The 24,149-nt window shown below is 70.6% G+C and carries 23 protein-coding genes; 10 read left to right on the forward strand and 13 right to left on the reverse strand.

The annotated features are described in order from the left end of the window. Nucleotides 1–62: 62 nt before the first annotated feature. A complete protein-coding gene (locus ABZU75_RS11185; RefSeq protein ID WP_030910261.1) occupies nt 63–416 on the reverse strand; it encodes an iron-sulfur cluster assembly accessory protein in 354 nt (117 codons plus the stop codon). Nucleotides 417–626: 210 nt separating this feature from the next. Here ABZU75_RS11185 and nadA point away from each other — a divergent pair, with 210 nt between their 5' ends. Further along, nucleotides 627–1,781, forward strand: coding sequence for a quinolinate synthase NadA (nadA, locus tag ABZU75_RS11190; protein ID WP_355552065.1), 1,155 nt, complete (start codon nt 627–629; stop codon nt 1,779–1,781). A 104-nt stretch (nt 1,782–1,885) separates the two neighbouring features. On the opposite strand, the gene ABZU75_RS11195 is transcribed toward nadA, so the two are convergent. The 7 genes from ABZU75_RS11195 to ABZU75_RS11225 form a co-directional block, all read right to left on the reverse strand. Continuing rightward, complete coding sequence (locus ABZU75_RS11195) at nt 1,886–2,599, reverse strand: SIMPL domain-containing protein (protein ID WP_355552068.1); 714 nt, start codon at nt 2,597–2,599, stop codon at nt 1,886–1,888. 100 nt (nt 2,600–2,699) lie between these two features. Next, on the reverse strand, nt 2,700–3,452 hold the full coding sequence (locus tag ABZU75_RS11200) for a maleylpyruvate isomerase family mycothiol-dependent enzyme (RefSeq protein WP_350927836.1): 753 nt from the start codon (nt 3,450–3,452) through the stop codon (nt 2,700–2,702). A gap of 1 nt (nt 3,453) precedes the next feature. Beyond that, nucleotides 3,454–5,919 (reverse strand): serine/threonine-protein kinase, encoded by a 2,466-nt coding sequence (locus tag ABZU75_RS11205; RefSeq protein WP_355552072.1) that lies wholly within the window; start codon nt 5,917–5,919, stop codon nt 3,454–3,456. A gap of 212 nt (nt 5,920–6,131) precedes the next feature. Continuing rightward, nucleotides 6,132–6,707: a hypothetical protein gene (locus tag ABZU75_RS11210; protein ID WP_350927840.1), complete on the reverse strand. Its 576-nt coding sequence runs from the start codon at nt 6,705–6,707 to the stop codon at nt 6,132–6,134. 62 nt (nt 6,708–6,769) lie between these two features. Continuing rightward, nucleotides 6,770–7,672, reverse strand: a complete 903-nt coding sequence (gene htpX, locus ABZU75_RS11215) for a zinc metalloprotease HtpX (RefSeq protein ID WP_350955256.1) — start codon at nt 7,670–7,672, stop codon at nt 6,770–6,772. A 9-nt stretch (nt 7,673–7,681) separates the two neighbouring features. After that, on the reverse strand, nt 7,682–7,960 hold the full coding sequence (locus tag ABZU75_RS11220; RefSeq protein ID WP_343982922.1) for a hypothetical protein: 279 nt from the start codon (nt 7,958–7,960) through the stop codon (nt 7,682–7,684). Next, nucleotides 7,957–8,772, reverse strand: coding sequence for a PspA/IM30 family protein (locus ABZU75_RS11225; RefSeq protein ID WP_355552077.1), 816 nt, complete (start codon nt 8,770–8,772; stop codon nt 7,957–7,959). The genes ABZU75_RS11220 and ABZU75_RS11225 overlap by 4 nt, the downstream gene beginning before the upstream one ends. Nucleotides 8,773–8,919: 147 nt before the next feature. On the opposite strand from ABZU75_RS11225, the gene ABZU75_RS11230 reads away from it, so the two are divergent. Further along, nucleotides 8,920–9,528 (forward strand): DUF3043 domain-containing protein, encoded by a 609-nt coding sequence (locus ABZU75_RS11230; RefSeq protein WP_350955260.1) that lies wholly within the window; start codon nt 8,920–8,922, stop codon nt 9,526–9,528. A gap of 162 nt (nt 9,529–9,690) precedes the next feature. Here ABZU75_RS11230 and ABZU75_RS11235 read toward each other — a convergent pair whose 3' ends face one another. Then, on the reverse strand, nt 9,691–10,974 hold the full coding sequence (locus tag ABZU75_RS11235; protein ID WP_355552082.1) for an SMI1/KNR4 family protein: 1,284 nt from the start codon (nt 10,972–10,974) through the stop codon (nt 9,691–9,693). Nucleotides 10,975–11,018: 44 nt separating this feature from the next. On the opposite strand from ABZU75_RS11235, the gene ABZU75_RS11240 reads away from it, so the two are divergent. After that, complete coding sequence (locus tag ABZU75_RS11240; protein WP_355552085.1) at nt 11,019–12,017, forward strand: aldo/keto reductase family protein; 999 nt, start codon at nt 11,019–11,021, stop codon at nt 12,015–12,017. 165 nt (nt 12,018–12,182) lie between these two features. On the opposite strand, the gene ABZU75_RS11245 is transcribed toward ABZU75_RS11240, so the two are convergent. After that, nucleotides 12,183–12,389 (reverse strand): hypothetical protein, encoded by a 207-nt coding sequence (locus ABZU75_RS11245; RefSeq protein WP_030910294.1) that lies wholly within the window; start codon nt 12,387–12,389, stop codon nt 12,183–12,185. A 209-nt stretch (nt 12,390–12,598) separates the two neighbouring features. Between ABZU75_RS11245 and ABZU75_RS11250 the strand changes: the two genes are divergently transcribed. Then, nucleotides 12,599–13,630, forward strand: a complete 1,032-nt coding sequence (locus ABZU75_RS11250) for a bifunctional adenosylcobinamide kinase/adenosylcobinamide-phosphate guanylyltransferase (RefSeq protein WP_355552089.1) — start codon at nt 12,599–12,601, stop codon at nt 13,628–13,630. Nucleotides 13,631–13,879: 249 nt separating this feature from the next. Further along, nucleotides 13,880–14,833 (forward strand): adenosylcobinamide-GDP ribazoletransferase, encoded by a 954-nt coding sequence (locus ABZU75_RS11255; protein WP_355552092.1) that lies wholly within the window; start codon nt 13,880–13,882, stop codon nt 14,831–14,833. Nucleotides 14,834–14,989: 156 nt separating this feature from the next. Here the strand turns inward: ABZU75_RS11255 and ABZU75_RS11260 are convergent, their stop codons facing one another. The 3 genes from ABZU75_RS11260 to ABZU75_RS11270 form a co-directional block, all read right to left on the reverse strand. Continuing rightward, nucleotides 14,990–15,886 (reverse strand): CPBP family intramembrane glutamic endopeptidase, encoded by an 897-nt coding sequence (locus ABZU75_RS11260; RefSeq protein WP_355552095.1) that lies wholly within the window; start codon nt 15,884–15,886, stop codon nt 14,990–14,992. 89 nt (nt 15,887–15,975) lie between these two features. Continuing rightward, nucleotides 15,976–17,013: a DUF1648 domain-containing protein gene (locus tag ABZU75_RS11265; protein ID WP_355552098.1), complete on the reverse strand. Its 1,038-nt coding sequence runs from the start codon at nt 17,011–17,013 to the stop codon at nt 15,976–15,978. Next, a complete protein-coding gene (locus tag ABZU75_RS11270; RefSeq protein ID WP_355552101.1) occupies nt 17,010–17,339 on the reverse strand; it encodes a GntR family transcriptional regulator in 330 nt (109 codons plus the stop codon). Before ABZU75_RS11270 ends, ABZU75_RS11265 begins: the two co-directional genes overlap by 4 nt. A 108-nt stretch (nt 17,340–17,447) precedes the next feature. On the opposite strand from ABZU75_RS11270, the gene ABZU75_RS11275 reads away from it, so the two are divergent. From ABZU75_RS11275 to ABZU75_RS11295, 5 genes are all read left to right on the forward strand, one after another. Continuing rightward, nucleotides 17,448–18,992, forward strand: a complete 1,545-nt coding sequence (locus ABZU75_RS11275) for a leucyl aminopeptidase (RefSeq protein ID WP_355552104.1) — start codon at nt 17,448–17,450, stop codon at nt 18,990–18,992. 197 nt (nt 18,993–19,189) lie between these two features. After that, entirely contained in the window at nt 19,190–20,569 is a 1,380-nt protein-coding gene (lpdA, locus tag ABZU75_RS11280; protein ID WP_355552107.1) for a dihydrolipoyl dehydrogenase, read from the forward strand. Between the two features lie 36 nt (nt 20,570–20,605). Next, complete coding sequence (sucB, locus tag ABZU75_RS11285; RefSeq protein ID WP_355552110.1) at nt 20,606–22,054, forward strand: 2-oxoglutarate dehydrogenase, E2 component, dihydrolipoamide succinyltransferase; 1,449 nt, start codon at nt 20,606–20,608, stop codon at nt 22,052–22,054. Between the two features lie 410 nt (nt 22,055–22,464). Next, complete coding sequence (locus ABZU75_RS11290) at nt 22,465–23,361, forward strand: TIGR01777 family oxidoreductase (RefSeq protein ID WP_355552113.1); 897 nt, start codon at nt 22,465–22,467, stop codon at nt 23,359–23,361. A gap of 38 nt (nt 23,362–23,399) precedes the next feature. After that, nucleotides 23,400–24,137 carry a peptidase E gene (locus ABZU75_RS11295; protein ID WP_355552116.1) on the forward strand — a complete coding sequence of 246 codons (738 nt, stop codon included), beginning with the start codon at nt 23,400–23,402 and terminating at the stop codon, nt 24,135–24,137. Nucleotides 24,138–24,149 lie beyond the last annotated feature (12 nt).

Below are 24,149 nucleotides of genomic sequence, written 5' to 3' on the forward strand. Positions count from 1 at the left end.
CGAACGCCACGGGTTCGTGCGCCTTCGGTGTCTCGTCCGGTCTCGTCCGGTCGAGCGAGTTCCTAGTTGAACGAGTCTCCGCAGGCGCACGAACCCGTGGCGTTCGGGTTGTCGATCGTGAAGCCCTGCTTCTCGATCGTGTCGACGAAGTCGACGGTGGCACCCACGAGGTAGGGCGCGCTCATCCGGTCGGTGACCACGCTCACACCGTCGAAGTCGGAGACGACGTCACCGTCCATCGAACGGTCGTCGAAGAAGAGCTGGTAGCGCAGGCCGGAACAGCCACCGGGCTGCACGGCCACGCGCAGCTGGAGGCCCTCCTCGCCCTGCTGCTCCAGCAGGCTCTTGACCTTCGCGGCGGCCGCGGAACTGAGGATCAGGCCCTGCGCCGTGGTCTCGCTGCTCTCAACCGACATGTGGTGACTCCCGCGTCTGCGTCGGCCGCTCCCCGGGAACGGCTGTCTGTTTCTGACGTCCTTCTTAGACGCTACCAACACCCGTCCCCCCTTACACATTCCTGGGACGACGCACACCTCCTCCTTCGGACAAAACTCCCTCCCACGGAATAAAGCCCCAACAGCGTGTGTCATCATTAGTCGTCACTTCGACGATAAGGGGGTGTGGCCATGACGACCACCGAGATCGGGCTTCCGCTCTTCGTCCTGGGCAGGGGCGTGGACCCGCACAGCGAGCGCGGTGTCGACTGTCCCGGCGAGTTGCCGGCCGCGTCCGACCCGGCGCTGGTGGAACGCGCCAGGAAGGCGAAGGCGGCGCTCGGCGACAGGGTCTTCGTACTGGGCCACCACTACCAGCGTGACGAGGTCATCCAGTTCGCCGACGTGACCGGCGACTCGTTCAAGCTCGCCAAGGAGGCCGCGGCCCGGCCCGACGCCGAGTACATCGTCTTCTGCGGCGTGCACTTCATGGCCGAGTCCGCCGACATCCTCACCTCCGACTCCCAGAAGGTGGTGCTGCCCGACCTCGCCGCCGGGTGCTCGATGGCCGACATGGCCACCTTCGACCAGGTCGAGGAGTGCTGGGAGGTGCTGGAGGACGCCGGGATCGCCGGTCGCACCGTGCCCGTCACCTACATGAACTCCAGCGCCGACATCAAGGCCTTCTGCGGACGCAACGGCGGCACCGTCTGCACCTCCTCCAACGCCAGGCGCGCCCTGGAGTGGGCCTTCTCCCGCGGGGAGAAGGTGCTCTTCCTTCCCGACCAGCACCTGGGCCGCAACACCGCGGTGCTGGAGATGGGCCTGTCGCCGGGCGACTGCGTCGTCTACAACCCGCACCGGCCGAACGGCGGCCTGACCGCCGAGCAGCTCGCGGGCGCCAAGATGATCCTGTGGAAGGGGCACTGCTCGGTACACGGCCGTTTCAGCGCCGAGTGCGTGGACGACGTCCGCGCGCGCATCCCCGGCGTCAACGTGCTGGTCCACCCCGAGTGCAGGCACGAGGTCGTCACCAAGGCCGATCATGTCGGTTCGACCGAGTACATCATCAAGAAGCTCGAGGCGGCTCCCGCCGGGTCCTCCTGGGCGGTGGGCACCGAGCTGAACCTGGTCAAGCGGCTCGGCGCCATGTTCCCCGACAAGGACGTGACGTTCCTGGACCGGACCGTCTGCTACTGCTCGACGATGAACCGGATCGACCTGCCGCACCTGGTGTGGGCGCTGGAGTCGCTCGCCGCCGGCCAGGTCGTCAACCAGATCACCGTGGACGACGACACCGCCCACTGGGCTCGGGTCGCCCTGGACAGGATGCTGGCGCTGCCCTGACCACGAGGTGGACGGGCCCCGGTGGGTGGTGACCCGCCGGGGCCCGTCGCGTGCCGGGAACCTGTCGCGTACCCGGGATCGGGGGAGCACCGCGTGAGCGGGGCCTAATCCAGCTCGTAGACCACCCTGACGCTGACCGACACGTCCTGGCGGCCGGGGCTGATCGACGCCTTGTCCGCGATCGCGCCGGCGGCGAAGAACGGCCGCGGCGGGGTGACGTTCTCCTCGCTGATCTCCAGCGCACGGCCGAGCCTGCGTCCCGCGAGCCTGGCGTACTGCGCGGCGCGGGTCTTGGCGTCCCTGAAGGCGGCCTCGCGCGCCAGCCTGAGCGGCGCGCGGTTGTCGGAGACCTCGAAGGAGACGCTGTCCAGCCGGACCGCCTCGCCGACCGCGACCGCCGCGTCGATCACGTCGTCCGCGGTTTCCAGGTCCCGCACCACCGCCTCGACCCCCTGCGCGGCCCGGTAGCCGGAGATCGTGGGGTAGTCCTTGTACTGGGGGCCCAGGGACAGCTCGTTGGTCCGCAGGTCCTTGGCCGCGATACCGGCCGCCAGCAACGCCTTCGTCAGCGCGGCGGCGGCGACGCGGGCGGCGGTGAACGCCTCTCCCGCGGTGGAACGGACCACCTCGACACCGGCGTCCAGCTTCATGACGTCGGGGGTGACCGACAGACGTCCCTCGCCCACGATCGTGATCTGTGGCCGATCGTCCTCCCGCACCGTCGCCGTGGAGGGTGCGGAGTCCGCGAGCGCCGTGCCACCGAACAGGCCCACGGAGACGAGTGTGACCGAGACCACTGCCTGAGACATCTTGATCATAGGGGCATGGCACCACGGGGCGGCGGCCTCGGTGGCGAGCCCTCCTGGGGATCTGCCGTGTCTTGGCCCAATCCCGGGACGGGTATTTATCTTCCGCCGGTCAGATCCGGGCGAGCTCCCGCCACCAGCCCAGCAGCCCCGCGTCGCCCTCGACGGCGTAGTCGTCGACGCTGCGCCGCCCCCATACGACCTGGAGCAGGTCCGCCGACGTGGCCGCGCGCACGGTCACGCTCCCCGGCTGCAGGGACCGCCGGTGGTGGAAGCGGTCGGGGTCGAGGGTGATCACCCACCCGGCTCCGGTGTCGGCCTGCAGGGAGATCGTCTCGCCCCCGCCCCTCAGCTCGGCCACCCCCGGATTCCACAGCGCGTACGGCAGGACATCGAGGAACTCCTCGACCCCGTCGGCCGCCACGTCCTCGTCGACCGAGACCGGAACGCCCAGCGCGAGCTCGGCGTCCATCCGGTGCACCAGGGTCTCGTGGAGCATGCGCCTGGACCAGAACCGCACCCGCTGCTCCCCGCCCCAGGCCCACATCGGCGCCTGCGGATCCTGCGACAGCAGCGCCTCGGACAGCAAGGTGGCCCCCGCACCGAGCCAGGCGGGGTAACCACTCGCGTCGGCCGGCAGGCCCATGTCCATCCCGCGGCGGTCGTAGCGCCGCTCGGCCAGGTCGGCGACCATGGTGGCCACCCACCGGTGTATGCCACCGGTGTGGGTGACGAGCCTGGCCAGGTCCCAGCCAGGACAGGTCAGCACGGGAACGGACATGTCGCGCTTCCTCAGGACATCGGCCATCCGGGCGACCTCCGCGGTGGCCGCCGAGACATGCTCGGCGTGGGTCCATTCCCTCATATCAGCCCTCCCGGGTGAAACGCATGAACTGCTTCTCGTACTCCTTGGCATTGGTGGTGGTGGCCAGCACCCGCTGCGACCGCCCCTCGAAGTCGAACACCACGGCCTCGTAGCCGGAACCCTTGCGCCGCCAGCCCGCGATGTGCTCGTCGTCGTACCAGCCGATGAGCCGCTCGGTCTCGAACGGGATCCGGACCTTCGCCGGGGCGTCGGAGTCGGTGGACCAGATGCAGATCTCCTTCTCGCTCTCCTTGCAGTACGTGAGCAGTGACGATCCCGACGGGGAGATGTCGTCGCCCTCGACGGTGATCGGGGTGCCCACGTCCAGCAGGGTCTGCAGCACGGTGCCCTGCAGGTCGTAGAAGCGGATGCGCTGGGTCTTGCCGGTGAGCGCCCAGGTGCCGACGGCGCGGCCGTCACCCCGCCAGAAGTAGCTCCACTTGCCCGCGTCCTTCTCCTTCACCCGGACGATCCTGGCCTTCTTCGTGGCGACATCGATGATCGCGAAGCCGTACTCCTTGCTGGTGTTGTCCACGGCCTCGTACAGCGTCACCAGGCCACGTTTGCCGTCCGGCGACCACTGCGGCAGCGTCGGGTAGACCGGCGCCTTGGTGATCCTGATCTTGCTCGCCGCGCCGGTGCGCTGGTCGATGACCGACACGATCGAGTAGTTCTGCGCGTCGTAGATCCGGTCGGTACCCAGCGCCTGGGTGCCCGCGGCGTTGAGCGTGTAATGGAAGTACTTGTCGTTCTTGGCGAACCGGTTGGTCCCGTACTTCCTGACGTAGAGGGTCTTCTCCCAGTCGAGGCTGTAGGAACTCAGCTTGATCGGGTCCTCGGGGCTCTCATGGAGCGTGATCGAACTACCGGGCAGCTTGATCCTGCTGGTCGCCTGCGGCACCGTCGACGCGTTGGGGGGCGGGGTCGCGTCGGAGGTGGGGGGGCTCGTCTCCTTCGTACCGCCGGTCTGCGGGCTGCCGCTCTGGGTGACGCCCGCCTGGGGGTCGCCCGGCGTCTCGGTGCTGCCGCCGCGCACCGCCAGCACGACGCCCCCGGCCACGAGGGCGGTGGCCAGCAGGCCGCCCACGACCGCGAACCACACCCCGCGCCCGCTCCTGGCGGGAGCGGGCTGTCCCGGATATCCAGGTGATCCGGGGTTCTGGTGCGGGGCGCCGTCATGGGAGGGATGGGGCACGGGACCGCCGTAGGGCTGTGGACCCGGAGGCCCCTGATATCCCTGCTGCGGGTATCCCGGCCCCTGCTGCGGATACTGGGCGTAGCCGTGGGGCTCGGACGGCTGCGTGTAGCCGTGGGACTCGAACGGCTGCGTGTAGCCGTGGGACGCGGACGGCTGGGTGTGGCCACGGGGTTCGGAGTGCTGGAGGTAGCCCCCCGGGCCACCCTGCGGGCCCTGCGCGGGGTATCCCCCTCCGGGACCCCCGTGCTGGGGATACGGCTGCGGCTCCGGGTGATGGGGATAGCCCTGCTGCGCGCGGTCGTCGCCTCCCGGATGCCGCTGCACGTACGCGGTGGGGGCGGGCTCGCTCCCGGCGGGGTAGCCGCCGGGGCCGGGGCCGGTCCGCTGCGCCGCGGCCGCCGAGCCCTCGGCGAGGATGCCGCGGGGCGCGGTGGGCGGTGCGGCGCCGGTCGGCCCGCCCGCGTGGCCGAGCAGCCGCAGCAGCGCCTCGCCCGCCGTGGGCCGCTGGGTGGCGTCCTTGGACAGGCACTGCCCGACCAGGTCGCGCAGCGCCGGATCGGTGATCGCCCCCAGATCGGGTTCCAGGTTCATGATCCGGTTGAAGATCGCAGGCAGGCTGTCCGTACCGAACGGCGGCTGCCCGGTGGCCGCGAAGACCATCGTGCAGCCCCAGGCGAACATGTCGGCGGGTGAGCCCGCGTTCTCCCCCGCCAGCTGCTCGGGGGTCATGTAGGAGGGGGTGCCGATCGCCATCGCGGTCAGCGTGGAGGTGCGGTCGAGCGCCTTGGCGATACCGAAGTCGATCACTCGGGGGCCGTCGGGGGCCAGCAGCACGTTGGAGGGCTTGAAATCGCGATGGACGATTCCCGCCTGGTGGATCGCGACGAGCGCGGTGACCGTGCCGATCGCCAGGCGGTGCAGGGCCGCGCCGTGCCGGGGGCCCTCGGTGGCCAGGACCGCGTCGAGCGTCGGGCCGTCGATGTACTCGCTGACGATGTACGGGCGATGCTGGTCGACCCCGGTGTCGATCACTGCGGCGGTGCAGAAGGGAGCGACCCGCTGGGTCGTGCTGACCTCACGGACGAAACGCTCCATCGCCTCCTCGTCCTGCGCGAGGTCGGCACGGAGCAGCTTGACCGCGACACGGGCACCGGTCGGGGAGACTCCCAGGTAGACCGTTCCCTGGCCACCCTCGCCGAGCCGGGCGGTAAGCCGGTACTCCCGCACGTGCTCGGGATCCCCGGGCCGCAAGGACGCGAGGTCCGCCATGGTCACCCCCTTCTTCCGTGATGAACTTCCGGACCCATTGTGGGGGCAAAGGGTCACAGGACGTGCATCAAACCGCAAGTCGGACGGACCCCAATAGCGCGTTCCAGACGGCCTTCGGAATCCCCGGAAAGGGCGGAATGCCTTGCCGAGAGCCGGAGACGATCTTGGGGAGGAACGGGCCGGACAGGGCCCCGCCCGGCCGGCAGAACGGCTCAGAGGCCGGGCGCGCCCCAGAGGGGGAACCAGCGGCCGAGATCCGGCTCGATCTCCAGCTCACCGCCGATCGCACCGCGTACCTGTAGCTCCAGCGCGTTGTCCCGGCGCCCCGCCTGTCCGGGCAGCGGGGCGAACGGGTAGAAGGTGCCCTGCTTGTAGAGGTAGACCATGGCGAGCCCGCGGCCGTCGGGGGTGGCGAAGGAGACCAGTGAGCAGAGCAGTGAGGGGCCGAAACCCGCCGCCTCAAGGGAGGAGTTGACCGCGTGCAGGTCGGTGACCAGATCGCCGAGCAGGTCGGGCGTGCGGCGGACCAGCAGCCATGTGTAGCCGTAGGAGTCCTTCGACACCTCCACCGGAGGGCCGCCTCCGGCGTCCAGCAGCTGGGTGATGTCACGCTCGAGCGCGGCGAACGCCCCGCCCTCGGCCGAGCGGAAGCAGACCGCCCCCAGCCCGGTCGGCGCCAGATCGGTGGCCGCCTGCAGGGTCACCGCGGCCGAGGGCAGCGCGAACAGCGCGTCCAGGTCGGCCTTGGCCGGTTTACCTCGGCCCAGCAGAGCATCCCACCAGCGCATCCGGTCTCTTCCCCTTCACCGCTTCCACGGAGCGGCGCTCCCGCCGCCCACCGGTAGTCCTGTCACCCGCCCTGCCCGAGCTGGGCGGAGATCCTGCCGAGCTGGTCAAGGCGCTGCTCCAGCGGCGGGTGGGTCGCCAGCAGCGCGCTCAGGCTCGCCTTGCCGGACAGAGCCGGCGCGAAGAAGAAGGCGTTGAACGGCTCAGCCTCGCGCAGGTCCCTCGTCGGGATGCGCGCCATCTCGCCACTGATCTTGACGAGGGCGCTGGACAGGGCCGACGGGCGCTGGGTGAGCAGCGCTCCCGCGCGGTCGGCGGCCAGCTCCCGGTAGCGCGACAGGGCCCGGGTGAGCAGGAAACTGACCGCGTACACCAGGACCGAGACGAGCATGATGATCAGGCCGATCGGCAGTCCGCCCCGGTCGTCGCGCCCGCGTCCCAGGCCGCTGTAGAGCGCGACCCTGGTCATGAGCCCGGCGACTATGCCGAGGAAGGACGCGATCGTCATGACCGCGACGTCCCGGTGCGCCACGTGGGACATCTCATGGGCCAGCACGCCCTCCAGCTCACCGGCGTCGAGCCGGCGCAGCAACCCCGTGGTCACGCAGACCACGGAGTTCTTCTGGTTGCGGCCGGTGGCGAACGCGTTCGGAACATCCGAATCGGCGATCGCCACCCGCGGCTTGGGCATGTCGGCCAGAGCGCACAACCGGTCGATCATGCCGTGCAGCTCCGGCGCCTCCTGCGGGGACACGACACGTCCGTGCATCGCGAACAGCGCGATGCGGTCGGACATGAAGTACTGCACGAGGAGCATGACGCCGGCGATGAGCAGTACCGCGACCGCACGAACGCCCAAAGCGATCAGTACGGCCACGAAGACGACATAGAGCAATCCGAGCAGGAACATGGTGATCACCATGCGCCTGGTCAGGCCCCGGTCCGGGGCGAACCGGGTTTGTACCATATGCCCAGGCTATCCGGGAATCAGGCCCTCGTTGCCGAGCATCTCCCGAACTTCTTCCATGGAAGCGTCAGCCGGGGGCAAAATCAGCTCCGAGGACTCCAGGCTGTCGTCGGGCAGCGCCTTGCCGACATGGCGGACCTTGTCCAGCAGGGCGTGCAACCGGGTACGGAAGACCTCTTCCTCGCCCGCCTCGATGGCGGCCTCCAGCTCGGCGTCCAGGGTGTTGAGCACGTCGAGATCGGCGGGGGCGATGTCGATCTGCCCCTCCCCCATGATGCGGACGATCACAGGCCCTCCCCAGGCTGGCGCAGCTGCTGCGTCTGGTTGGACTGCGGGTGTTGCTGCGGCTGCTGCTGCTGCTGGGCGGGACCGGGCGTGATCGCGCCCTGTGGCCCGGTGCCCTGGCCGAGCTCGGCCTTCATCCGGGCGATCTCCAGCTCCACGTCGTGGCCGCCGCCCATGCGGTCGAGCTCGGCCTGGATGTCGTCGCCACGCTGCCCGCTGAAGTCGTCGAGCGCGCCGCTGGCCAGCAGCTCGTCGATGGCACCCGCGCGGGCCTGCATGGAGGCCGTCTTGTCCTCGGCACGCTGGATCGCCAGGCCGACGTCGCCCATCTCCTCGGAGATGCCGGAGAAGGCCTCGTTGATCCGCGTCTGCGCCTCGGCCGCGGTGTAGGTCGCCTTGATCGTCTCCTTCCTGGTGCGGAAGGAGTCGACCTTGGCCTGCAGCCGGTGGGAGGCCGTGGTGAGCTTCTCCTCCTCGGCCTGCAGGTTGTCGTGCTGCACGCGAAGGTCCGCGATCTGGGTCTGCAGGCTGCCGCGGCGGGTCAGCGCCTCGCGGGCCAGGTCCTCGCGACCGACCCCGAGCGCCTTGCGGCCCTGCTCCTCAAGCTTGCGCGCCTGCGCCTCGATCTGGTTGATCTGAAGCTCCACGCGCTTGCGCGAGGTGGCGACATCCGCCACGCCCCGGCGTACCTTCTGCAACAACTCCAGCTGGCGCTGATATGAGTAGTCCAGGGTTTCGCGAGGATCTTCCATCTTGTCCAACGCGTTGTTCGCCTTGGACCTGAAGATCAGCGAAAGTCTCTTCATCACGCTCATGCGCGTCGGCCGTCCCCTTCTTCAAGTGCGCTTCGGGTCACCCCAAGTGATTCCAGCCCCCCGAAAAGCACCGGAGCCACCATAGGGTTCACCCTACGCATAACGCGCGGGGGCGTCACTAAGTTGCACTCCCGGTAGGCTGACGTTGTGTTCCGACGTACCCAGACCACCGCGGACGACTCCCCCGCCTCCGCTAACGATCCTAAGCCTGCGGGCAAGGGGCGTCCCACACCCAAGCGACGGGACGCCGAAGGCCGTCGCCGGCAGCCGGTGAACGCCCCCAACAACCGTAAAGAGGCCTACAAGCAGCTCCGCGAGCGCCAGGCGAACGACCGCGCCAAGGCGCGCGAGGGGATGCTACGCGGCGACGAACGCTACTACCCCGCCCGCGACAAGGGGCCTGTCAGGAAGTTCGCGCGCGACTGGGTCGACTCCCGCCGCGTCGTGAGCCAGTACTTCCTGCCGTTCTCCCTGCTGATCCTGCTGCTCACCTGGATCCCCTTCCCGACCGACGTCCGCGGTTACGTCTACGTCGCGGTGATCACGATCGGCTGGCCGATCATGATGGTCGGCGTGCTGCTCACCTCGATCTGGGTGTCCTGGAAGGTGAAGAAGCTCGCCGCCGAGAAGTTCCCCGGCGAGAGCCTCAAGGGTGTCGGCTTCTACGCCGCCATGCGCGCGCTGCAGATCCGCAAGCTGCGCTTCCCCCCGCCCACCGTCCTGCCCGGCGGCAGGCCGGTCCCGCCGAAGAAGTAGTTCGCGGCACACCGGCTTTCGAACCCCGTTCCTCCCCCGGAGGGACGGGGTTCTTCGTGTCCCGCCCCGGCGGCAAGAAGTCCCTGCCCGGCTCGCGGGCGAGAGCGACACTCATGCCTTCCCTCCCGAAGCCGGGATCGGCGACGCCCCGGCCTGCCGTGATCACGACTCGACGACGTCCCAGTCCAGCTCGCCGTCGGTCACCGCCGGCTTCCAGTGGCCGACGGATCCGCCGGTCTCCAGGGCGTTCGCGGTCGCCTTCAGCAGACCGTAGTACGAGCGGATCCGGATGCCGCCGGGGGTGAAGCTCATCTGGCCCTCGTGATCGGTACGCCCGACGTCGCGCGCCACGGAGTCGATCACCAGGTGGTCGCCGCTTCCGTTGGCGCCGAACGGGATCATCCGCCCGTCCCACCATTCCGCCCGCGAGCCGATGCCGGTCGCGCCGATGTCCTCCCCGTCCGTCCCGCAGAGCCGTCGCCAGGTGTCGCGGATCCCGCGAACCCCCTGGTTGCGGTTACCGATGAAGCCGAACGGCCAGGTGTCGCCCACGACGCGGGCCCCGTCGTGCCGTAGCAGGGAGGCACGCAGGTCGTCGGGGAAACGCAGGCCCATCTGCGCCTCGGCGACGGCGATCGTACGGGCCCTGGCGGGCCTGCCCAGCGTGCGAAGGCTCTCGGGGGCGTTGGCCGCCAGCCACCTCTCGATGCGGCGCCACTGGTGGTTCACCGCCCTGGTCACCCCGGGGTCGATCGCCCGCACCCTCGGGACCCTCACCTGCGGCCGGCAGTCCGCGTCGGGAACCGCCGCGGGGGACTCGGCCGGCGGCGGGGCGGGGTCGGCCGCGACGGAGTCCGGAACGACCACGACGTCGACCAGGCACGGACCGGTGGCCCGGATCATCGGCCCCTCCTCCGCCGAGTAGCGGATCTCCGGCTCCAGCGCCTGCCCCGTCCTCGGCCCGCATCCGTCCTTCGCATCCGGCGGGCTCCACAGGGCGATTCCCTCGACGGTCCGCGTCCCCTCCGAGAAGACCGCGTTCTCCAGGACCTGGGTGCCGAAGGCGAGCAGGCACAGCCCGACCCCGACGGCGCCCCAGCGGACCAGGCGGCTCCGGACGGCCCCGTCCAGTGGCTCGCGCGGCGGCCGGGGCGCGAACGTCTGCTCAACAGCGGACCGGAAGGCGGAAGGGGGGCCGGGGGCGTACCGCCTGAGGTCCTCCTCGGTGGGGACGCCGAGGAGCGGCGCGGGAGGCCAGCGCGGCGCGTGCCCGGTTCCGGAGGCCGTCTCCTTTGCCGGTGAGCCGATCGCCCCCTTGACCGGGGAGTCGCCCCGGGGGCCGTCCTCCGGTCTCCGCCCCCGGCGGACGACCACCACGACGACCGCCGCCAGCGCCCCGGCGGCCAGCGCCAGCCATACCCTCCGCGAAGTGATCAACCGCAACACGCCCGGCAGGGTATCCCGAATCGGGCACCTACTAATGTCAGAGCATGGAATTCCGCCACCTTGGCCGGAGCGGTCTCATGGTCAGTGAGATCAGCTACGGCAACTGGATCACCCACGGTTCCCAGGTAGAGGAGGACGCCGCCAAGCAGTGCGTACGGGCGGCGCTCGACGAGGGGATCACCACCTTCGACACCGCCGACGTGTACGCGGGCACCAAGGCGGAGGAGGTTCTCGGCCGCGCCCTCGCGGGCGTCCGCCGCGAGTCTCTGGAGATCTTCACCAAGGTCTACTGGCCGACCGGTCAGGGCCCCAACGACCGCGGCCTGTCGCGCAAGCACATCACCGAGTCCCTGCACGGCTCGCTACGCCGTCTGCAGACCGACTACGTCGACCTTTACCAGGCACACCGCTTCGACTACGAGACGCCGCTTGAGGAGACCCTCAAGACCTTCGACGACCTCGTACGCCAGGGCAAGGTCCTCTACATCGGCGTCAGCGAGTGGACCGCCGAGCAGATCGGCCGGGCCCTGAAGATCGCCGACGAGATGGGCTTCGACCGCCTGGTCTCCAACCAGCCCCAGTACTCCATGCTGTGGCGGGTCATCGAGGCAGAGGTCGTGCCGCTGAGCGAGAAGGAGGGCGTCGGCCAGATCGTCTTCTCTCCCATCGCCCAGGGCGTGCTCACCGGCAAGTACCTGCCGGGGCAGCCGCCCCCCGCCGGCTCCCGGGCCACCGACCCCACCGGGGGCAACTTCATCTCCCGGATGCTCAACGACGACGTGCTCACCCGCGTCCAGCGACTGGAGCCGATCGCCGCCGATCTCGGGCTGAGCATGGCCCAGCTCGCGGTGGCCTGGGTGTTGCAGAACCCGAACGTGTCCTCGGCCATCGTCGGCGCCAGCAGGCCCGAGCAGGTCCGCGACAACGTCAGGGCCTCCGGGGTGAGGCTGGACGCCGAGGTGCTCAAGAAGATCGACGACGTCCTCGGCCCGGTCGTCGAGCGCGACCCCGCCAAGACCGTCAGCCCCGAGCGGCGCCCCTAGAGCCTGATCCCGGTCACCACCGGACGGGGAGATCCCCTCGCCCCTTTTCACCGAGGGGCGAGGGACCGGTGCACCACTCGCCGTTCCTCAGTGATCGCCGGTTCACGCCCACCCCTCCGCCGGACGGCCCGCTCGGTGATCCAGCGGGCCCGACGGGCTCTTCCCTCACTCCGGGCGCAGGGACATTCCCTCATACTCGATCTTCTCGTCCTCAAGCAGGGTGACCTTCTCGACCCCCGCCTCCAGCAGCTCACGCCAGTTCTCACCGAGCCACGACTCGGCATCGGCCTGGCTCGGGAACGTGTCGGACGGCGCGACACCCTCGACTACCTCGCCGCCATTCGCGTTTTCATAACGCCAGCGCCACGTCATGCCATAGCTCCTTCTCACGGATCCTGCCAGTGCCGTTCGGCGGCTCAGCGAACCCTACCTCTCCAGGACGCCCCCGAGCGTGGAGGCAGGATCATGGTCTCGCGCCCCGTCGCCCGGCTGTTCCCGGGCTCCCCGTACGCTGCGGAGGTCATCCGCTTCCGCCGGAAGGTGGAGGCTCGCAACTCCTTGAACCCGATGGGAGGCCGGGTGTGAAGGTCCTGATCTCCGGTACCGCGGCTGCGGCGGGCTGGCCGGCCTCGGGCTGCGGGTGCGCCTCCTGCACCCGGGTCGCCCCCGGCCGCCGCCCCACGTCCGTGCTGCTCGGCGACTCCGTGCGGCTGCCGCCCACCGGCCCGCTCCCGCCCGGCTACCGCGCCTCGCCCGGTCCGGACGGCCTCACCGTCACCACCCCCGGCGGCCGGCGCGTCCTTTACGCCCCCACCTCTCCCCCGTACGAGGAGCGAGAGCCCGCCGGTCCGGGAGAGGCGCTGGACCTGGTGCTGCTGGACGTGCTCGACCGGCCGGAACGGCTGGGGGACCTGCGCCGGCGGGGCCTGGTCGGCGAGCGAACGCACGTGCTGGCCGTCGACCTCGACCACCGGGTACCGACGGAGGCGGAGTTGGCCCGGCGGGCAGACCTGTGGGGGGTGCGCGCCGTACCGGATGGCACGGTCCTCGACATCGGCGAGCCCCCGCCACCTCCGGCTTCCCCGCCCCGAAGGACCCTGTTGCTCGGCGGGAGCCGGTCGGGCAAGTCCGTGGAGGCCGAACTGCGGCTGGCGGCCGAACCCGAGGTCCGCTATGTCGCGACCGGGCCGTCCGGCGACGGCGATCCCGAGTGGCTGCGCCGGGTCCGGGCACACCGTGACCGCAGGCCCGCCCACTGGGAGACCACCGAGACCACGGACCTGGCCGGACTGCTGCGGTCCACCGGGACCCCGCTGCTGATCGACGGACTCGGCACCTGGGTCGCCTCCGTCTTCGACGAGTGCGACGCCTGGTCGGGCGGGGACGACCTGGACGCGGTCACGGCCCGGTGCGACGAGCTGGTGGCGGCCTGGCGGCAGACCCGGGCCCGGGTCGTGGCGGTCTCCGACGAGGTCGGCCTCGGCGTGGTGCCCGCCACCGCCAGCGGCCGGATGTTCCGTGACGTCCTCGGCCGCCTGAACCAGCGCCTCGCCGCGGAGTCCGAGGACGTCACCCTCGTCGTCGCCGGCCGTCTCCTTCCCCTTCCCTCCTGAGCCTCCGTTCGACGAGGGAATCCGGGGCCGGCTTCGGCCCCGCTTCTCCCCCTGAGCCCGCGTTCCATGAAAGAACCCCGAGAATCCGGATCGAGGAACACCACCGCCGCTTCTCCCCCTGAGCCCGCGTTCCATGAAAGAACCCCAAGGGTCCGGATCGAGGAACACCACCGACTCCCACTCCGCCTGGCCCTCACCATCTGGGAGTGCCCCGGGCATCCGGGCGGAGGAGGGCTATGATCTGCGGTCATGCCCGCGCCCCCGCCTCCCGACAGGTCGTCGACGTTCGCCGACGGGGTGCGTCTCGCGATCGGCACGCTGAGTGTGTTCCCGGTCCGGCCCGGGGTGGTCGACCGCCGGGCGGGGGGTGTCGCGATGGCGATGGCCCCGCTGGTGGGGGCGGCGCTCGGGGCCGTCGCGGGGCTGGTGCTGGCGCTGGCGCTCTGGCTGGGTATGACGCCGCTTCCGGCATCGGTGCTGGCCGTGGCGGTCCTCGCACTGCTCACCCGAGGGCTGCACCTGGACGGGCTTGCCGATCTCGCCGACGGGCTGGGCAGCGGGAAGCCCGCCGAACGGGCACTGGAGATCATGAAACGGTCCGACATCGGCCCGTTCGGGGTGGTGACCCTGGTCTGCACCCTGCTACTCCAGGTGGCGGCCCTGTCGGAACTCACCTACACGGGGCTGGGCCCGATCGTCCTGGTCACCGCCTGCGCGGCCGGGCGGCTGGCCCTCACCTGGGCCTGCCGAGCGGGTGTCCCCCCGGCCCGCCCCGACGGGCTCGGCGCGATGGTCGCGGGCACCGTGCGACGGAGCGTCGCGGTGGGCATGACCGTGCTGGTGCTCGCGGGGTCGGCCGCGCTGCTCTTCCTGCGTGACGCCGGCGCCCTCGATGCCCGGTCGCCCTCTTCTCCGCTCCTCGGCCCCTATCAGGACAACCACGGGCTCACCTCGGGAATCGACTCGCTCTCCGGCTCCGGGGGAACCGCACTGGCCGGCCTCAGCGACCTTGTTCCCGGACTGGGGAGCCCCTCCACCTCCTGGGGGCTCCCGGCGGCCGTACTCCTCGGGTTGCTGGCGGCCTGGGTGGTGCGGCGCAGAGCGGTGCGCCGGCTCGGCGGCATCACCGGGGATGTGCTGGGAGCCCTGGTCGAGATCACCACCGTCACGGCACTGCTGGTGAGCACGGTACTCGTGAGCTGACCTTCCGGCCTCGTCCGGCCGTGCCAGATCCTGCTGACCTGCCTGATCCGGCGGACCCGACGGGTTTGACCAGAGCAGCCGGATTCGGTGAATCGGGCGGACCTGACAGCGGAGACTCATCGGTGAGGGCACCAGGAGCATTCCTCTCCTCAGATCTCAGCCGGTGGTCTGGGGCTGTGGCTCGATCGGCCAGCGTTTGATCACCAGCGCGAAGACCGCGGCCAGCAGCGCCGAGCCGACCAGCCCGGTGATCCCCGCGACGGCCAGGTTGGGCGGATCGGCCGCGTTACCGACGAGCAGGGTCAGACCTGCGGAGGCGTTCAGGGAGCCGTGCCCGACGACCGCGGGCCAGACGCTCCCTGAGTAGAGACGGAGCCAGCCGAGCAGCGCCCCGAAGACCACGCAGAACACGATGAACATCGGTGCCGCCCACGCACCCAGCTCGGGGTAGTTGTATCCGCGCAGGGTGAGCGGGAAATGCCAGACTCCCCAGATCAGCCCGGAGACCAGGAGCGCCCGCCAGGTGCCGAGCGTCATCAGACGGGGCAGCAGCCAGCCCCGCCACCCCCACTCCTCTCCGAATGCCGCGATCGAGTTGATCAGCGGAGCGACCAGGAGGATCAACACGACCTGTACGGCCGCCAGGACCCCTGGCTCCACCGGGAGCGATCGGCCCGAAGAGGCCGCCGCCAGGCTCTCGCGGAACAGGCTGAGCCCCCACAGGTCGACGGAGAGCAGGCCGAGGGCGGCGCTGAGCGCGATCGCGACGACTACCAGCAGAGGGGTCCCGAACCAGGCCAGCGCGACGAACGCGAGCGTGCGCCCGCGACGCTCCCCCGTCCACAGGCCGGTCCGCCCGGCCCACTCACGCCAGGTGGTGGCGGGTTCTCCAAGCCGCCTGCCCCAAAGCCGGACGGCGAGGACGCCCAGCGTCGGGGTGAACATCATCGCCACCCCGATCGCCGTGAACATGGGCGCACCGATCTGCGCGCCCGTCAGCCAGAGGGGAAGGGCGAACAGCCAGGACAGGCCGAACGTGACGAGCAGAAACAACCACAGATCAGTGGATCGGCGGGGCATGAGACCAACTTCCAATGCTCGGTTTCGGGGGATTCGAGGGATAAGGTCCGCGAAGGTGGAGATCAACGGACTCCGGGACCGGTGGACGCCCTGGCCACGAGGGTGTTCAGCAAGGCGGCGCCATTCTCGGCGTCGTCGATCGAGACGGCGAAGCGACCGCCGGAGACGTAGCCCACCACAAGGCACTCCCCACCGCGGAGCATGACCGTCACAGCCCCCGGCACGCCCCGAATGCCCCACCCTCCGACATTGGACGGGAACAGTTCCTCCGACCAGGCCCGCTCCACTTTCGCGATCGGGATGCGCTTGCGGGGCAGGCGGAGCGGTCCGTAGAAGAGCACGACGCCCTCCTCGGTGACCTGCACCCGCACCGAGCTGAAGGTCACGCCCACCAGGCCCACCAGGCCCGTGATCGTCGCGGGGGTCCAGAGCGTGCCGTCGCCGCCGAGCAGGGCGAACACCGCGAGCCCCATCCCCGCGGCCAGGAAGGAGCCGCCGAGCGCGACGAGCAGGCCGTTACGTAGAGAGGAGACCCATACCGCGCGCCGGCCGGGGCCGAGCGGGACCCGGCGCGGAGGAGTCGCTTTCGGCTCCGGGATATCGTCGGGCCCCGGACGGGCCGCCAGCACACCGAGCCAGCCGCCCAGCAGCAGCGCCGCGACCACGAGCGGCGCGCTCCACCCCAGGTGACCTGCCTGTCCCCAGTCGGGGGCGTCGAGGTTGGCCGACAGCGTGATCGCCTGCAACGCCAGGAAGAACGGGCCGATGCCGCCCAGCACGGCACCGAGCGCCATGCGGCTCGCCCTGCGCCTGAGCATCCCGGCGTTGGCGAGCGCGAAGGCACAGCAGACCCCCGAGATCAGCACCCACAGGCCGGCCTGGAACAGCACCGAGGCGGTGAACGGCATCGAGCCGTCGGGGACGCCGGACGGGCCCCAGTGCGTGGCGATCGGATCGGGCAGCCGGTCTCGCAGCGTCAGCGGCGCGGCGATCAGGACGGCGGCCACCAGCACGGACCAGCCGGCCGCCGCGGAAAGGAATCGAGCTCGCAGGCCCACGTCGGTCGCTCCTTCGAAGAACCGGGCTCCAGACCCGGTCATGACAGTTCCCTGATGAGCTCGATGACGTCGTCATGGCGGTAGCCGTACTGGACCGCCTCGGCGAGCAGGGAGCGCAGCTTCTCCTCGATGACACTGCGCGGGTTGGGGCGGCTGAGCACGCTCACGCCGCGGCCTCGACGGAACTCCAGCACCCCCTCGTCACGCAGATCCCGCAGGGCACGCAGCACCGTGTTGGCGTTGATGCCCAGCGCGGCGGCCAGATCGCGCGCCGGCGGGAGCCGGTCTCCCCGGGCGTAGGACCCCTCGGCGACGGCACGCCTGATCGCCTCGGCGACCTGCTCGTGCAGTGGCCGAGGATCGTTCATATCCAGGGTGAGCAACATAGTGCTAGCGACATTAGCACCATCCCTCTCGATGGTGCCACTCCCGATAGCACCATCGGACGACGCGATTCGTAGGACGAACCCTCGTTTATGAGTACTGCGCAAGCCCGACTAGCATCGGCTTGTGTGACCACTGTGCGGCTGACCCCAACTGACAATGCTGTCTCGTTCGATACCGACGCACTGGTCGTCGGCGTCCATACCGGACCGGACGGCCTGCTCCCCGCTCCCGGGACCGACGGCCTCGATCAGGCTCTCGGCGGCAGGCTCACCGCCACGCTCGGCAGTGTGGGCGCCAAGGGGAAGCCCGGCGAGATCTCCAAGATCCCCACTTTCGGCGCGCTGACCGCACCCCTGCTGGTCGTCGTCGGCCTGGGCGACGTCCCCGAGAACGGCTACGACGCCGAGGCCCTGCGCCGTGCCGCGGGCACCGCGGTCCGCGCCCTGGCCGGCACCGGCCGGGTGGCGCTGGCCCTGCCCACCGCGAGCGCCGAGCACGCCGGCGCCGTCGCCCTGGGCGGCCTGCTCGGCGCGTACTCCTTCACCAGGTACCGGACCGCCGACGAGCCGAGCGCCCCGGTGGCCGAGCTGGCCGTGCTGACCGACGCCGAGGGCGCCGAGGCCGCGGTCGGGCGCGCCGGCACGCTGGCCGAGTCGGTCTCGCTCGTCCGTGACCTGGTCAACACCCCGCCTTCCGACCTGTGGCCCGCGCGCTTCGCCGAGATCGCCGAGCAGGTGGGCGGCGAGGCCGGCCTGTCGGTCGAGGTCCTGGACGAGAAGGCGCTCAAGGAGGGCGGCTACGGCGGCATCGTCGCCGTCGGCCAGGGATCGGCGAACCCGCCCCGCCTGGTACGCCTCGCCTACAGCCACCCCGAGGCCGAAAAGAAGCTCGCCTACGTCGGCAAGGGCATCACCTTCGACTCGGGCGGCCTGTCGCTCAAGCCGTCGGCCGCGATGGAATGGATGAAGTCAGACATGGGCGGCGCGGGCGCCGTCCTCGGCGCGATGCTCGCGATCGCGAGGCTGGGCCTGAAGGTCAACGCGGTCGGCTACCTCTGCCTGGCCGAGAACATGCCGAGCGGCACCGCGCAGCGCCCCTCCGACGTGTTCACCAGCTTCGCGGGCAAGACGGTCGAGGTGCTCGACACCGACGCCGAAGGCCGCCTGGTCCTGATCGACGGCATCGCCCGCGCCGGTCAGGACGACCCCGACGTGATCGTCGACGTCGCCACGCTCACCGGCGCGCAGATCGTCGCGCTGGGCTGGCGGACGGCGGGCGTCATGGCCAACGACGACGACCTCCGGGCCGAGATCGTCGCGACGGCGGGCGCGCAGGGCGAGGCCGCGTGGCCCATGCCCCTGCCCGACGAGCTCCGCAAGGGGCTCGACTCGCCCGTGGCCGACATCGCCAACCTGCACCCCGAGCGTTTCGGCGGGATGCTCACGGCGGCGATCTTCCTGCGGGAATTCGTGCCGGACGGTGTCCGTTGGGCACACATTGACATGGCCGGTCCCGCCTTCAACAAGGGAGAGCCGCACGGCTACACGCCGAAGGGCGGTACCGGGGCGGTCACCCGGACGCTCGTCGGCCTGGCCGAGCGCTACGCGACCGGGTCCGCCCAGGCGTCGGCGTAGCCGCGCATGCGGGTCACAAGCAACACAGACAGATGAAAAGATGCGGTTGTCGGTGCCGGGCCAAGGGCGGGCACCGACTGGGCGCCGAGCCGGGTCAGGCGGCGGCGTGGATGCGATCGAGGATCCGCGCGGCCGGCCAGGGCACGGAAGGGGCGCGACCGTGAACACGGTATTCCAATCCGACAAGGAGCTTTCCTGTGGCTGATGGCAGCGGCCCCTACGACATCGTCGTCCTGGGTGGCGGTAGCGGCGGGTATGCCTGCGCTCTGCGGGCGGCCGAGCTGGGCAAGACGGTCGCGCTGATCGAGAGAGACAAGATCGGCGGCACCTGCCTGCACCGGGGGTGCATTCCCACCAAGGCGCTTCTGCACTCCGCGGAGGTCGCCGACGAGACGCGGGAAAGCGCGACCTACGGCGTCAAGGCCCGTTTCGAGGGCATCGACGTGCCCGCGGTCCACGCGTTCAAGGACAAGATCGTCAATCGCGCCTGGAAGGGCGTGCAGGGCCTTCTCAAGAGCAAGGGCATCACGATCATCGAGGGTGAGGGCCGTCTCGCGGGCCCGAACCGGGTGTCCGTGGGCTCCGAGATCTACGAGGGCCGCAACATCGTGCTGGCGACCGGCTCCGCGCCCAGGTCCCTTCCCGGCCTGGAGATCGACGGCGAGCGTGTCATCACCAGCGAGCACGCGCTCAAGCTCGACCGGGTGCCCACCTCCGTGGTCGTCCTGGGCGGCGGCGTCATCGGCGTGGAGTTCGCCAGCGTCTGGCGCTCCTTCGGCGCCGAGGTGACGATCGTCGAGGCCCTGCCGCACCTGCTGCCGCTGGAGGAGGAGTCGAGCTCCAAGCTGCTCGAGCGCTCCTTCCGCCGCCGCGGCATCAAGCAGGAGCTGGGCGTCTTCTTCGAGGGCGTCAAGACCACCGACACCGGCGTGGTCGTCAGCCTGGCCAACGGCAAGACCCTGGACGCCGAGCTGCTGCTCGTCGCGGTCGGCCGCGGCGCGGTCTCCGCGGGCATGGGCTTCGAGGAGGCGGGTGTCGCCATCGAGCGCGGCACCGTCACCGTGAACGAGTTCTGCCAGACCAGCGTGCCCGGCGTGTACGCGGTCGGCGACCTCATCCCGACCCTGCAGCTCGCCCACGCGGGCTTCGCCGAGGGCATCCTGGTGGCCGAGCACATCGCGGGGCTGAACCCCGTGCCGATCGACTACGACGGCGTGCCGCGGATCACCTACTCCGATCCCGAGGTCGCCTCGGTGGGCATCACCTCCGCCCAGGCCAGGGAGCGCGGTCACGAGATCGTCGAGTTCACCTACGACCTCGCGGGCAACCCCAAGAGCCAGATCCTGCAGACGCAGGGCGCTGTCAAGATCATCTCGGCGAAGGACGGCCCGGTGCTCGGCGTGCACATGGTCGGCCGTCGCATCGGCGAGCTCGTGACCGAGGGGCAGCTGATCTACAACTGGGAGGCCCTGCCCTCCGAGGTCGCCCAGCTCATCCACGCCCACCCGACCCAGTCCGAGGCCGTCGGCGAGGCGATGCTGGCGCTGGCCGGCAAGCCGCTCCACGTCCACAACTAACGTAAGCCCTCACTCGGAACGCGAGAGAAGACACCAATGCCGAAGTCCGTACAGATGCCCCAGCTCGGTGAGAGCGTCACGGAGGGCACCGTCACCCGTTGGCTGAAGAAGGAGGGCGAGCGCGTCGAGGCCGACGAGCCGCTTCTCGAAGTCTCCACCGACAAGGTCGACACCGAGATCCCGTCTCCGGCCGCGGGCATCCTCACGAAGATCGTGGTGGCCGAGGACGAGACAGTCGAGGTCGGCGCCGAGCTCGCCGTCATCGACGAGAACGGCACCGAGGGCGCCGCCCCGGCGCAGGAGGCGGCCCCCGAGCCGGAGCCCGAGCCCGAGCCGGTCCCCCAGCAGCAGGCACAGCCGGTCTCCTCGATCCCGCAGCCCGCCCCGCAGGCCCCCGCCCCGGCGCAGGCCCCCGTTCCCGCCCCGGCCCCGGCACCGGCACCGGCCCTCCAGGTCGTCCAGACCTCCCCGGCCGCGCCGCCGTCCCCGATCGCGACGGCACCGGCCGCCGAGCCCGCCGGTGAGAGCCCGTACGTCACCCCGCTGGTGCGCAAGCTCGCCAGCGAGCACGGCGTCGACCTCGACTCGCTGAACGGCACCGGCGTCGGCGGTCGCATCCGCAAGCAGGACGTGCTGGAAGCGGCCCGCGACCAGCGCGAGCGGGCCGCGGCGGCCCAGGCCCCGGCCCCGCAGGCCGCCGCCCAGGCTCCGGCGGCCGCCCCCGCGCAGGCTCCCGAGCCGGTCGCGGTGGACACCACGCTGCGCGGGCGCACCGAGAAGATGTCGCGGCTGCGCCAGACCATCGCCAAGCGCATGGTCGAGTCGCTGCAGGTCTCGGCCCAGCTCACCACCGTGGTCGAGGTCGACGTCACCAAGATCGCGCAGCTGCGCGACCGCGCGAAGGCCGAGTTCCAGCGGCGTGAGGGCGTCAAGCTCTCGTTCATGCCGTTCTTCGCCCTCGCCACGATCGAGGCGCTCAAGCAGCACCCGAAGCTGAACGCCACGATCAACAGCGAGACCAACGAGGTCACCTACTTCGACGCCGAGCACCTGGCCTTCGCGACGGACACCGAGCGCGGCCTGATCGTCCCGGTGATCAAGGACGCGGGCGACCTCAACATCGCCGGGCTGGCCCGTAAGATCGCCGATCTGGCCGAGCGCACCCGCACCAACAAGGTGAGCCCGGACGAGCTCGGCGGCGGCACGTTCACGCTGACCAACACCGGCAGCCGGGGCGCGCTGTTCGACACGCCGATACTCAACCAGCCGCAGGTCGGCATGCTGGGCACCGGCGCGGTCGTCAAGCGCCCGGTCGTCCTGGACACCGCCGAGGGCGAGGTCATCGCCGTCCGCTCGATGGTCTACCTCGCGCTCAGCTACGACCACCGCCTGGTCGACGGCGCCGACGCCGCCCGCTTCCTGACGACGATCAAGCGTCGCCTGGAGGAGGGCCGTTTCGAGAACCAGCTGGGCCTCAACGCCTAGTCACCGTTCCGCCTCCCCGGGCCGGTCCGCTCTCCGCGGACCGGCCCGGTCCGTTCTCGTCATCTTCACGGGTGTCTTTCGGGTATGAGCGGGATACGCCGGAGATCCGGCGTCCGGCCGGCGGCGGACAGGCTGTTGACGGCCGTTTCCAGCCGCCGCTACCGAGCAGCGGGAGAGAGCCTCATGGCGAGGACGGCGGCGACGAGCGAGAGCGCCCCGGTCGGCTCCATCACCTGGGACAGGGCTAGGGAGGTGCCCCCCGAAGTTTCCCTTGCCGCCGCGCAGTGCCCAGTCCACGTGCTCCTCTCTGTGCTTCTTTCTCTCTCCGGCACGCCGGACGGCACATCCCGACGCATCCGGTGACCCCGGCCTCCCGAAGATCGCAGGGGAGGTCGACTAGATTGGACAACATGGCGATCATCGTGACCGGGTCCTCTGGCCTGCTTGGATCGGCTCTGGTCAAGGCTCTGCGGGCCGACGACACCCGGGTGGTCAGGTTGGTACGGCGGGCGCCGCAGGGCGTCGACGAGGCGTTCTGGAACCCGGGCAAAGGGCTCATCGACCCGGCGGCCCTGCAGGGCGCGCGGGCCGTGGTCCATCTCGCCGGGGCGGGGATCGGCGACCGGCGCTGGAGCGACGACGTCAAGCGCGAACTGGTCCGCAGCCGGGTCGAGGGGACCAGGACGCTGGTGAAAGCGCTGATGGAGCTGCCGGACAGGCCCCCGACGCTGCTGTCGGCGTCCGCGATCGGCTACTACGGGGACACCGGGGACCGCGAGGTGGACGAGACGGCCCCACCGGGCGAGGGATTCCTCTCGCGGGAGGTGGTGGTGCCCTGGGAGGCCGAGACGGTACCCGCAGAGGAGGCGGGCATCCGGGTGGCCCGGCTCCGTACCGGCCTGGTGCTGAGCGGCGCGGGCGGCATGCTGGCGAAGATCCTGCCGATCTTCAAGCTGGGGCTGGGAGCGCCCCTGGGCTCGGGAGAGCAGTACTGGTCATGGATATCGATCGACGACTGGGTGCACGCCGTACTGCACATCCTGGGCGACCCGGAGATCTCGGGCCCGGTCAACCTCACCGCGCCGCAGCCGGTCACCAACGCGGAGTTCACCAGGACGCTCGGGAAGGCCCTGCACCGGCCCACCATGCCGCTCGCCGTACCCGGATTCGCGCTGCGCACGGCCATCGGGGGGTTCGCGGAGGAGGGGGTGCTGACCGGGCAGCGGGTGCTGCCCCGGCGCCTTCTGGAGTCTGGTTACACGTTCCGGCATACGCGCCTCAGTGAGGCGCTGGCCGCCGTACTCTAGGGTCCCTGTTTCCGCCAAAGCCGTCGAAGAGGTCATGTATGCGTAGTTCTGGGCAGTCTCACATCCTTGCCATCGGAGGCGGTTCGTTCCGCCCGTCCGAGCGCTACGGGTTCATAGAGGCGAGCGCGCTGCTGCGGTACGCCCTCGACCTGACCGGCCAGGACCGGCCGAAGCTGGGCCTGCTCGCCACCGCCACCGGCGACGACGCCGACTGGCTGCTGAAGATGTACGGCGCCTTCCGCGAGTGGGACGTCGAGGTCAGCCACCTGACCATGTTCCCGATGCCCAACGTCGAGGATCCGCGCGAGTGGGTGCTCAGCCAGGACGTCATCTACGTCAGCGGCGGCAGCGTGGCCAACCTGGCGGCCCTGTGGCGGCTGCACGGCCTGGACGAGATCTTCGAGGAGGCGTGGCGGGCCGGCGTGGTGCTGAGCGGCCAGAGCGCCGGGGCGCTCTGCTGGCACGTGGGCGGCAATACCGACTCCTTCGGCCCGGCCCTGCGGGTGTGGTCCGACGGCCTGGGCCTGCTGCCCCACTCGTGCGGCGTCCACTACGACTCCGACCCGCAGCGCCGCGCGCTGCTGCACGAGGCGGTGGCCTCGGGCGAGCTGCCGGGGGGCTACGCGGCGGACGAGGGCGTGGCGCTGCACTACGTGGGCACCGAGTTCATCCAGGCCGTCAGCGTGCAGCCGGGCGCCTACGCCTACAAGGTCGAGCACGACGGGGCGGGCGGGGCCAAGGAGTTCCGCATCGAGCCTCGGCTTCTCACGTCGTGACCACGAACGGGT

It is taken from the genome of Streptosporangium sp. NPDC005286 (assembly GCF_040607515.1).
In the GTDB taxonomy this organism is placed as follows: Bacteria; Actinomycetota; Actinomycetes; order Streptosporangiales; family Streptosporangiaceae; genus Streptosporangium.

What these genes read in the sequence shown, in the direction of transcription:
- nadA (WP_355552065.1), top strand. Translation starts at nt 627, where the DNA reads ATGACGACCACCGAGATCGGGCTTCCGCTCTTCGTCCTGGGCAGGGGC.
- ABZU75_RS11290 (WP_355552113.1), top strand. Translation starts at nt 22,465, where the DNA reads ATGGCGATCATCGTGACCGGGTCCTCTGGCCTGCTTGGATCGGCTCTG.
- ABZU75_RS11275 (WP_355552104.1), top strand. Translation starts at nt 17,448, where the DNA reads ATGAGTACTGCGCAAGCCCGACTAGCATCGGCTTGTGTGACCACTGTG.
- ABZU75_RS11245 (WP_030910294.1), bottom strand. Translation starts at nt 12,389, where the DNA reads ATGACGTGGCGCTGGCGTTATGAAAACGCGAATGGCGGCGAGGTAGTC.
- ABZU75_RS11205 (WP_355552072.1), bottom strand. Translation starts at nt 5,919, where the DNA reads ATGGCGGACCTCGCGTCCTTGCGGCCCGGGGATCCCGAGCACGTGCGG.
- ABZU75_RS11210 (WP_350927840.1), bottom strand. Translation starts at nt 6,707, where the DNA reads ATGCGCTGGTGGGATGCTCTGCTGGGCCGAGGTAAACCGGCCAAGGCC.
- ABZU75_RS11240 (WP_355552085.1), top strand. Translation starts at nt 11,019, where the DNA reads ATGGAATTCCGCCACCTTGGCCGGAGCGGTCTCATGGTCAGTGAGATC.
- ABZU75_RS11200 (WP_350927836.1), bottom strand. Translation starts at nt 3,452, where the DNA reads ATGAGGGAATGGACCCACGCCGAGCATGTCTCGGCGGCCACCGCGGAG.
- ABZU75_RS11295 (WP_355552116.1), top strand. Translation starts at nt 23,400, where the DNA reads ATGCGTAGTTCTGGGCAGTCTCACATCCTTGCCATCGGAGGCGGTTCG.
- ABZU75_RS11270 (WP_355552101.1), bottom strand. Translation starts at nt 17,339, where the DNA reads ATGAACGATCCTCGGCCACTGCACGAGCAGGTCGCCGAGGCGATCAGG.
- sucB (WP_355552110.1), top strand. Translation starts at nt 20,606, where the DNA reads ATGCCGAAGTCCGTACAGATGCCCCAGCTCGGTGAGAGCGTCACGGAG.
- ABZU75_RS11195 (WP_355552068.1), bottom strand. Translation starts at nt 2,599, where the DNA reads ATGATCAAGATGTCTCAGGCAGTGGTCTCGGTCACACTCGTCTCCGTG.
- ABZU75_RS11185 (WP_030910261.1), bottom strand. Translation starts at nt 416, where the DNA reads ATGTCGGTTGAGAGCAGCGAGACCACGGCGCAGGGCCTGATCCTCAGT.
- ABZU75_RS11265 (WP_355552098.1), bottom strand. Translation starts at nt 17,013, where the DNA reads ATGACCGGGTCTGGAGCCCGGTTCTTCGAAGGAGCGACCGACGTGGGC.
- htpX (WP_350955256.1), bottom strand. Translation starts at nt 7,672, where the DNA reads ATGGTACAAACCCGGTTCGCCCCGGACCGGGGCCTGACCAGGCGCATG.
- ABZU75_RS11255 (WP_355552092.1), top strand. Translation starts at nt 13,880, where the DNA reads ATGCCCGCGCCCCCGCCTCCCGACAGGTCGTCGACGTTCGCCGACGGG.
- ABZU75_RS11225 (WP_355552077.1), bottom strand. Translation starts at nt 8,772, where the DNA reads ATGAGCGTGATGAAGAGACTTTCGCTGATCTTCAGGTCCAAGGCGAAC.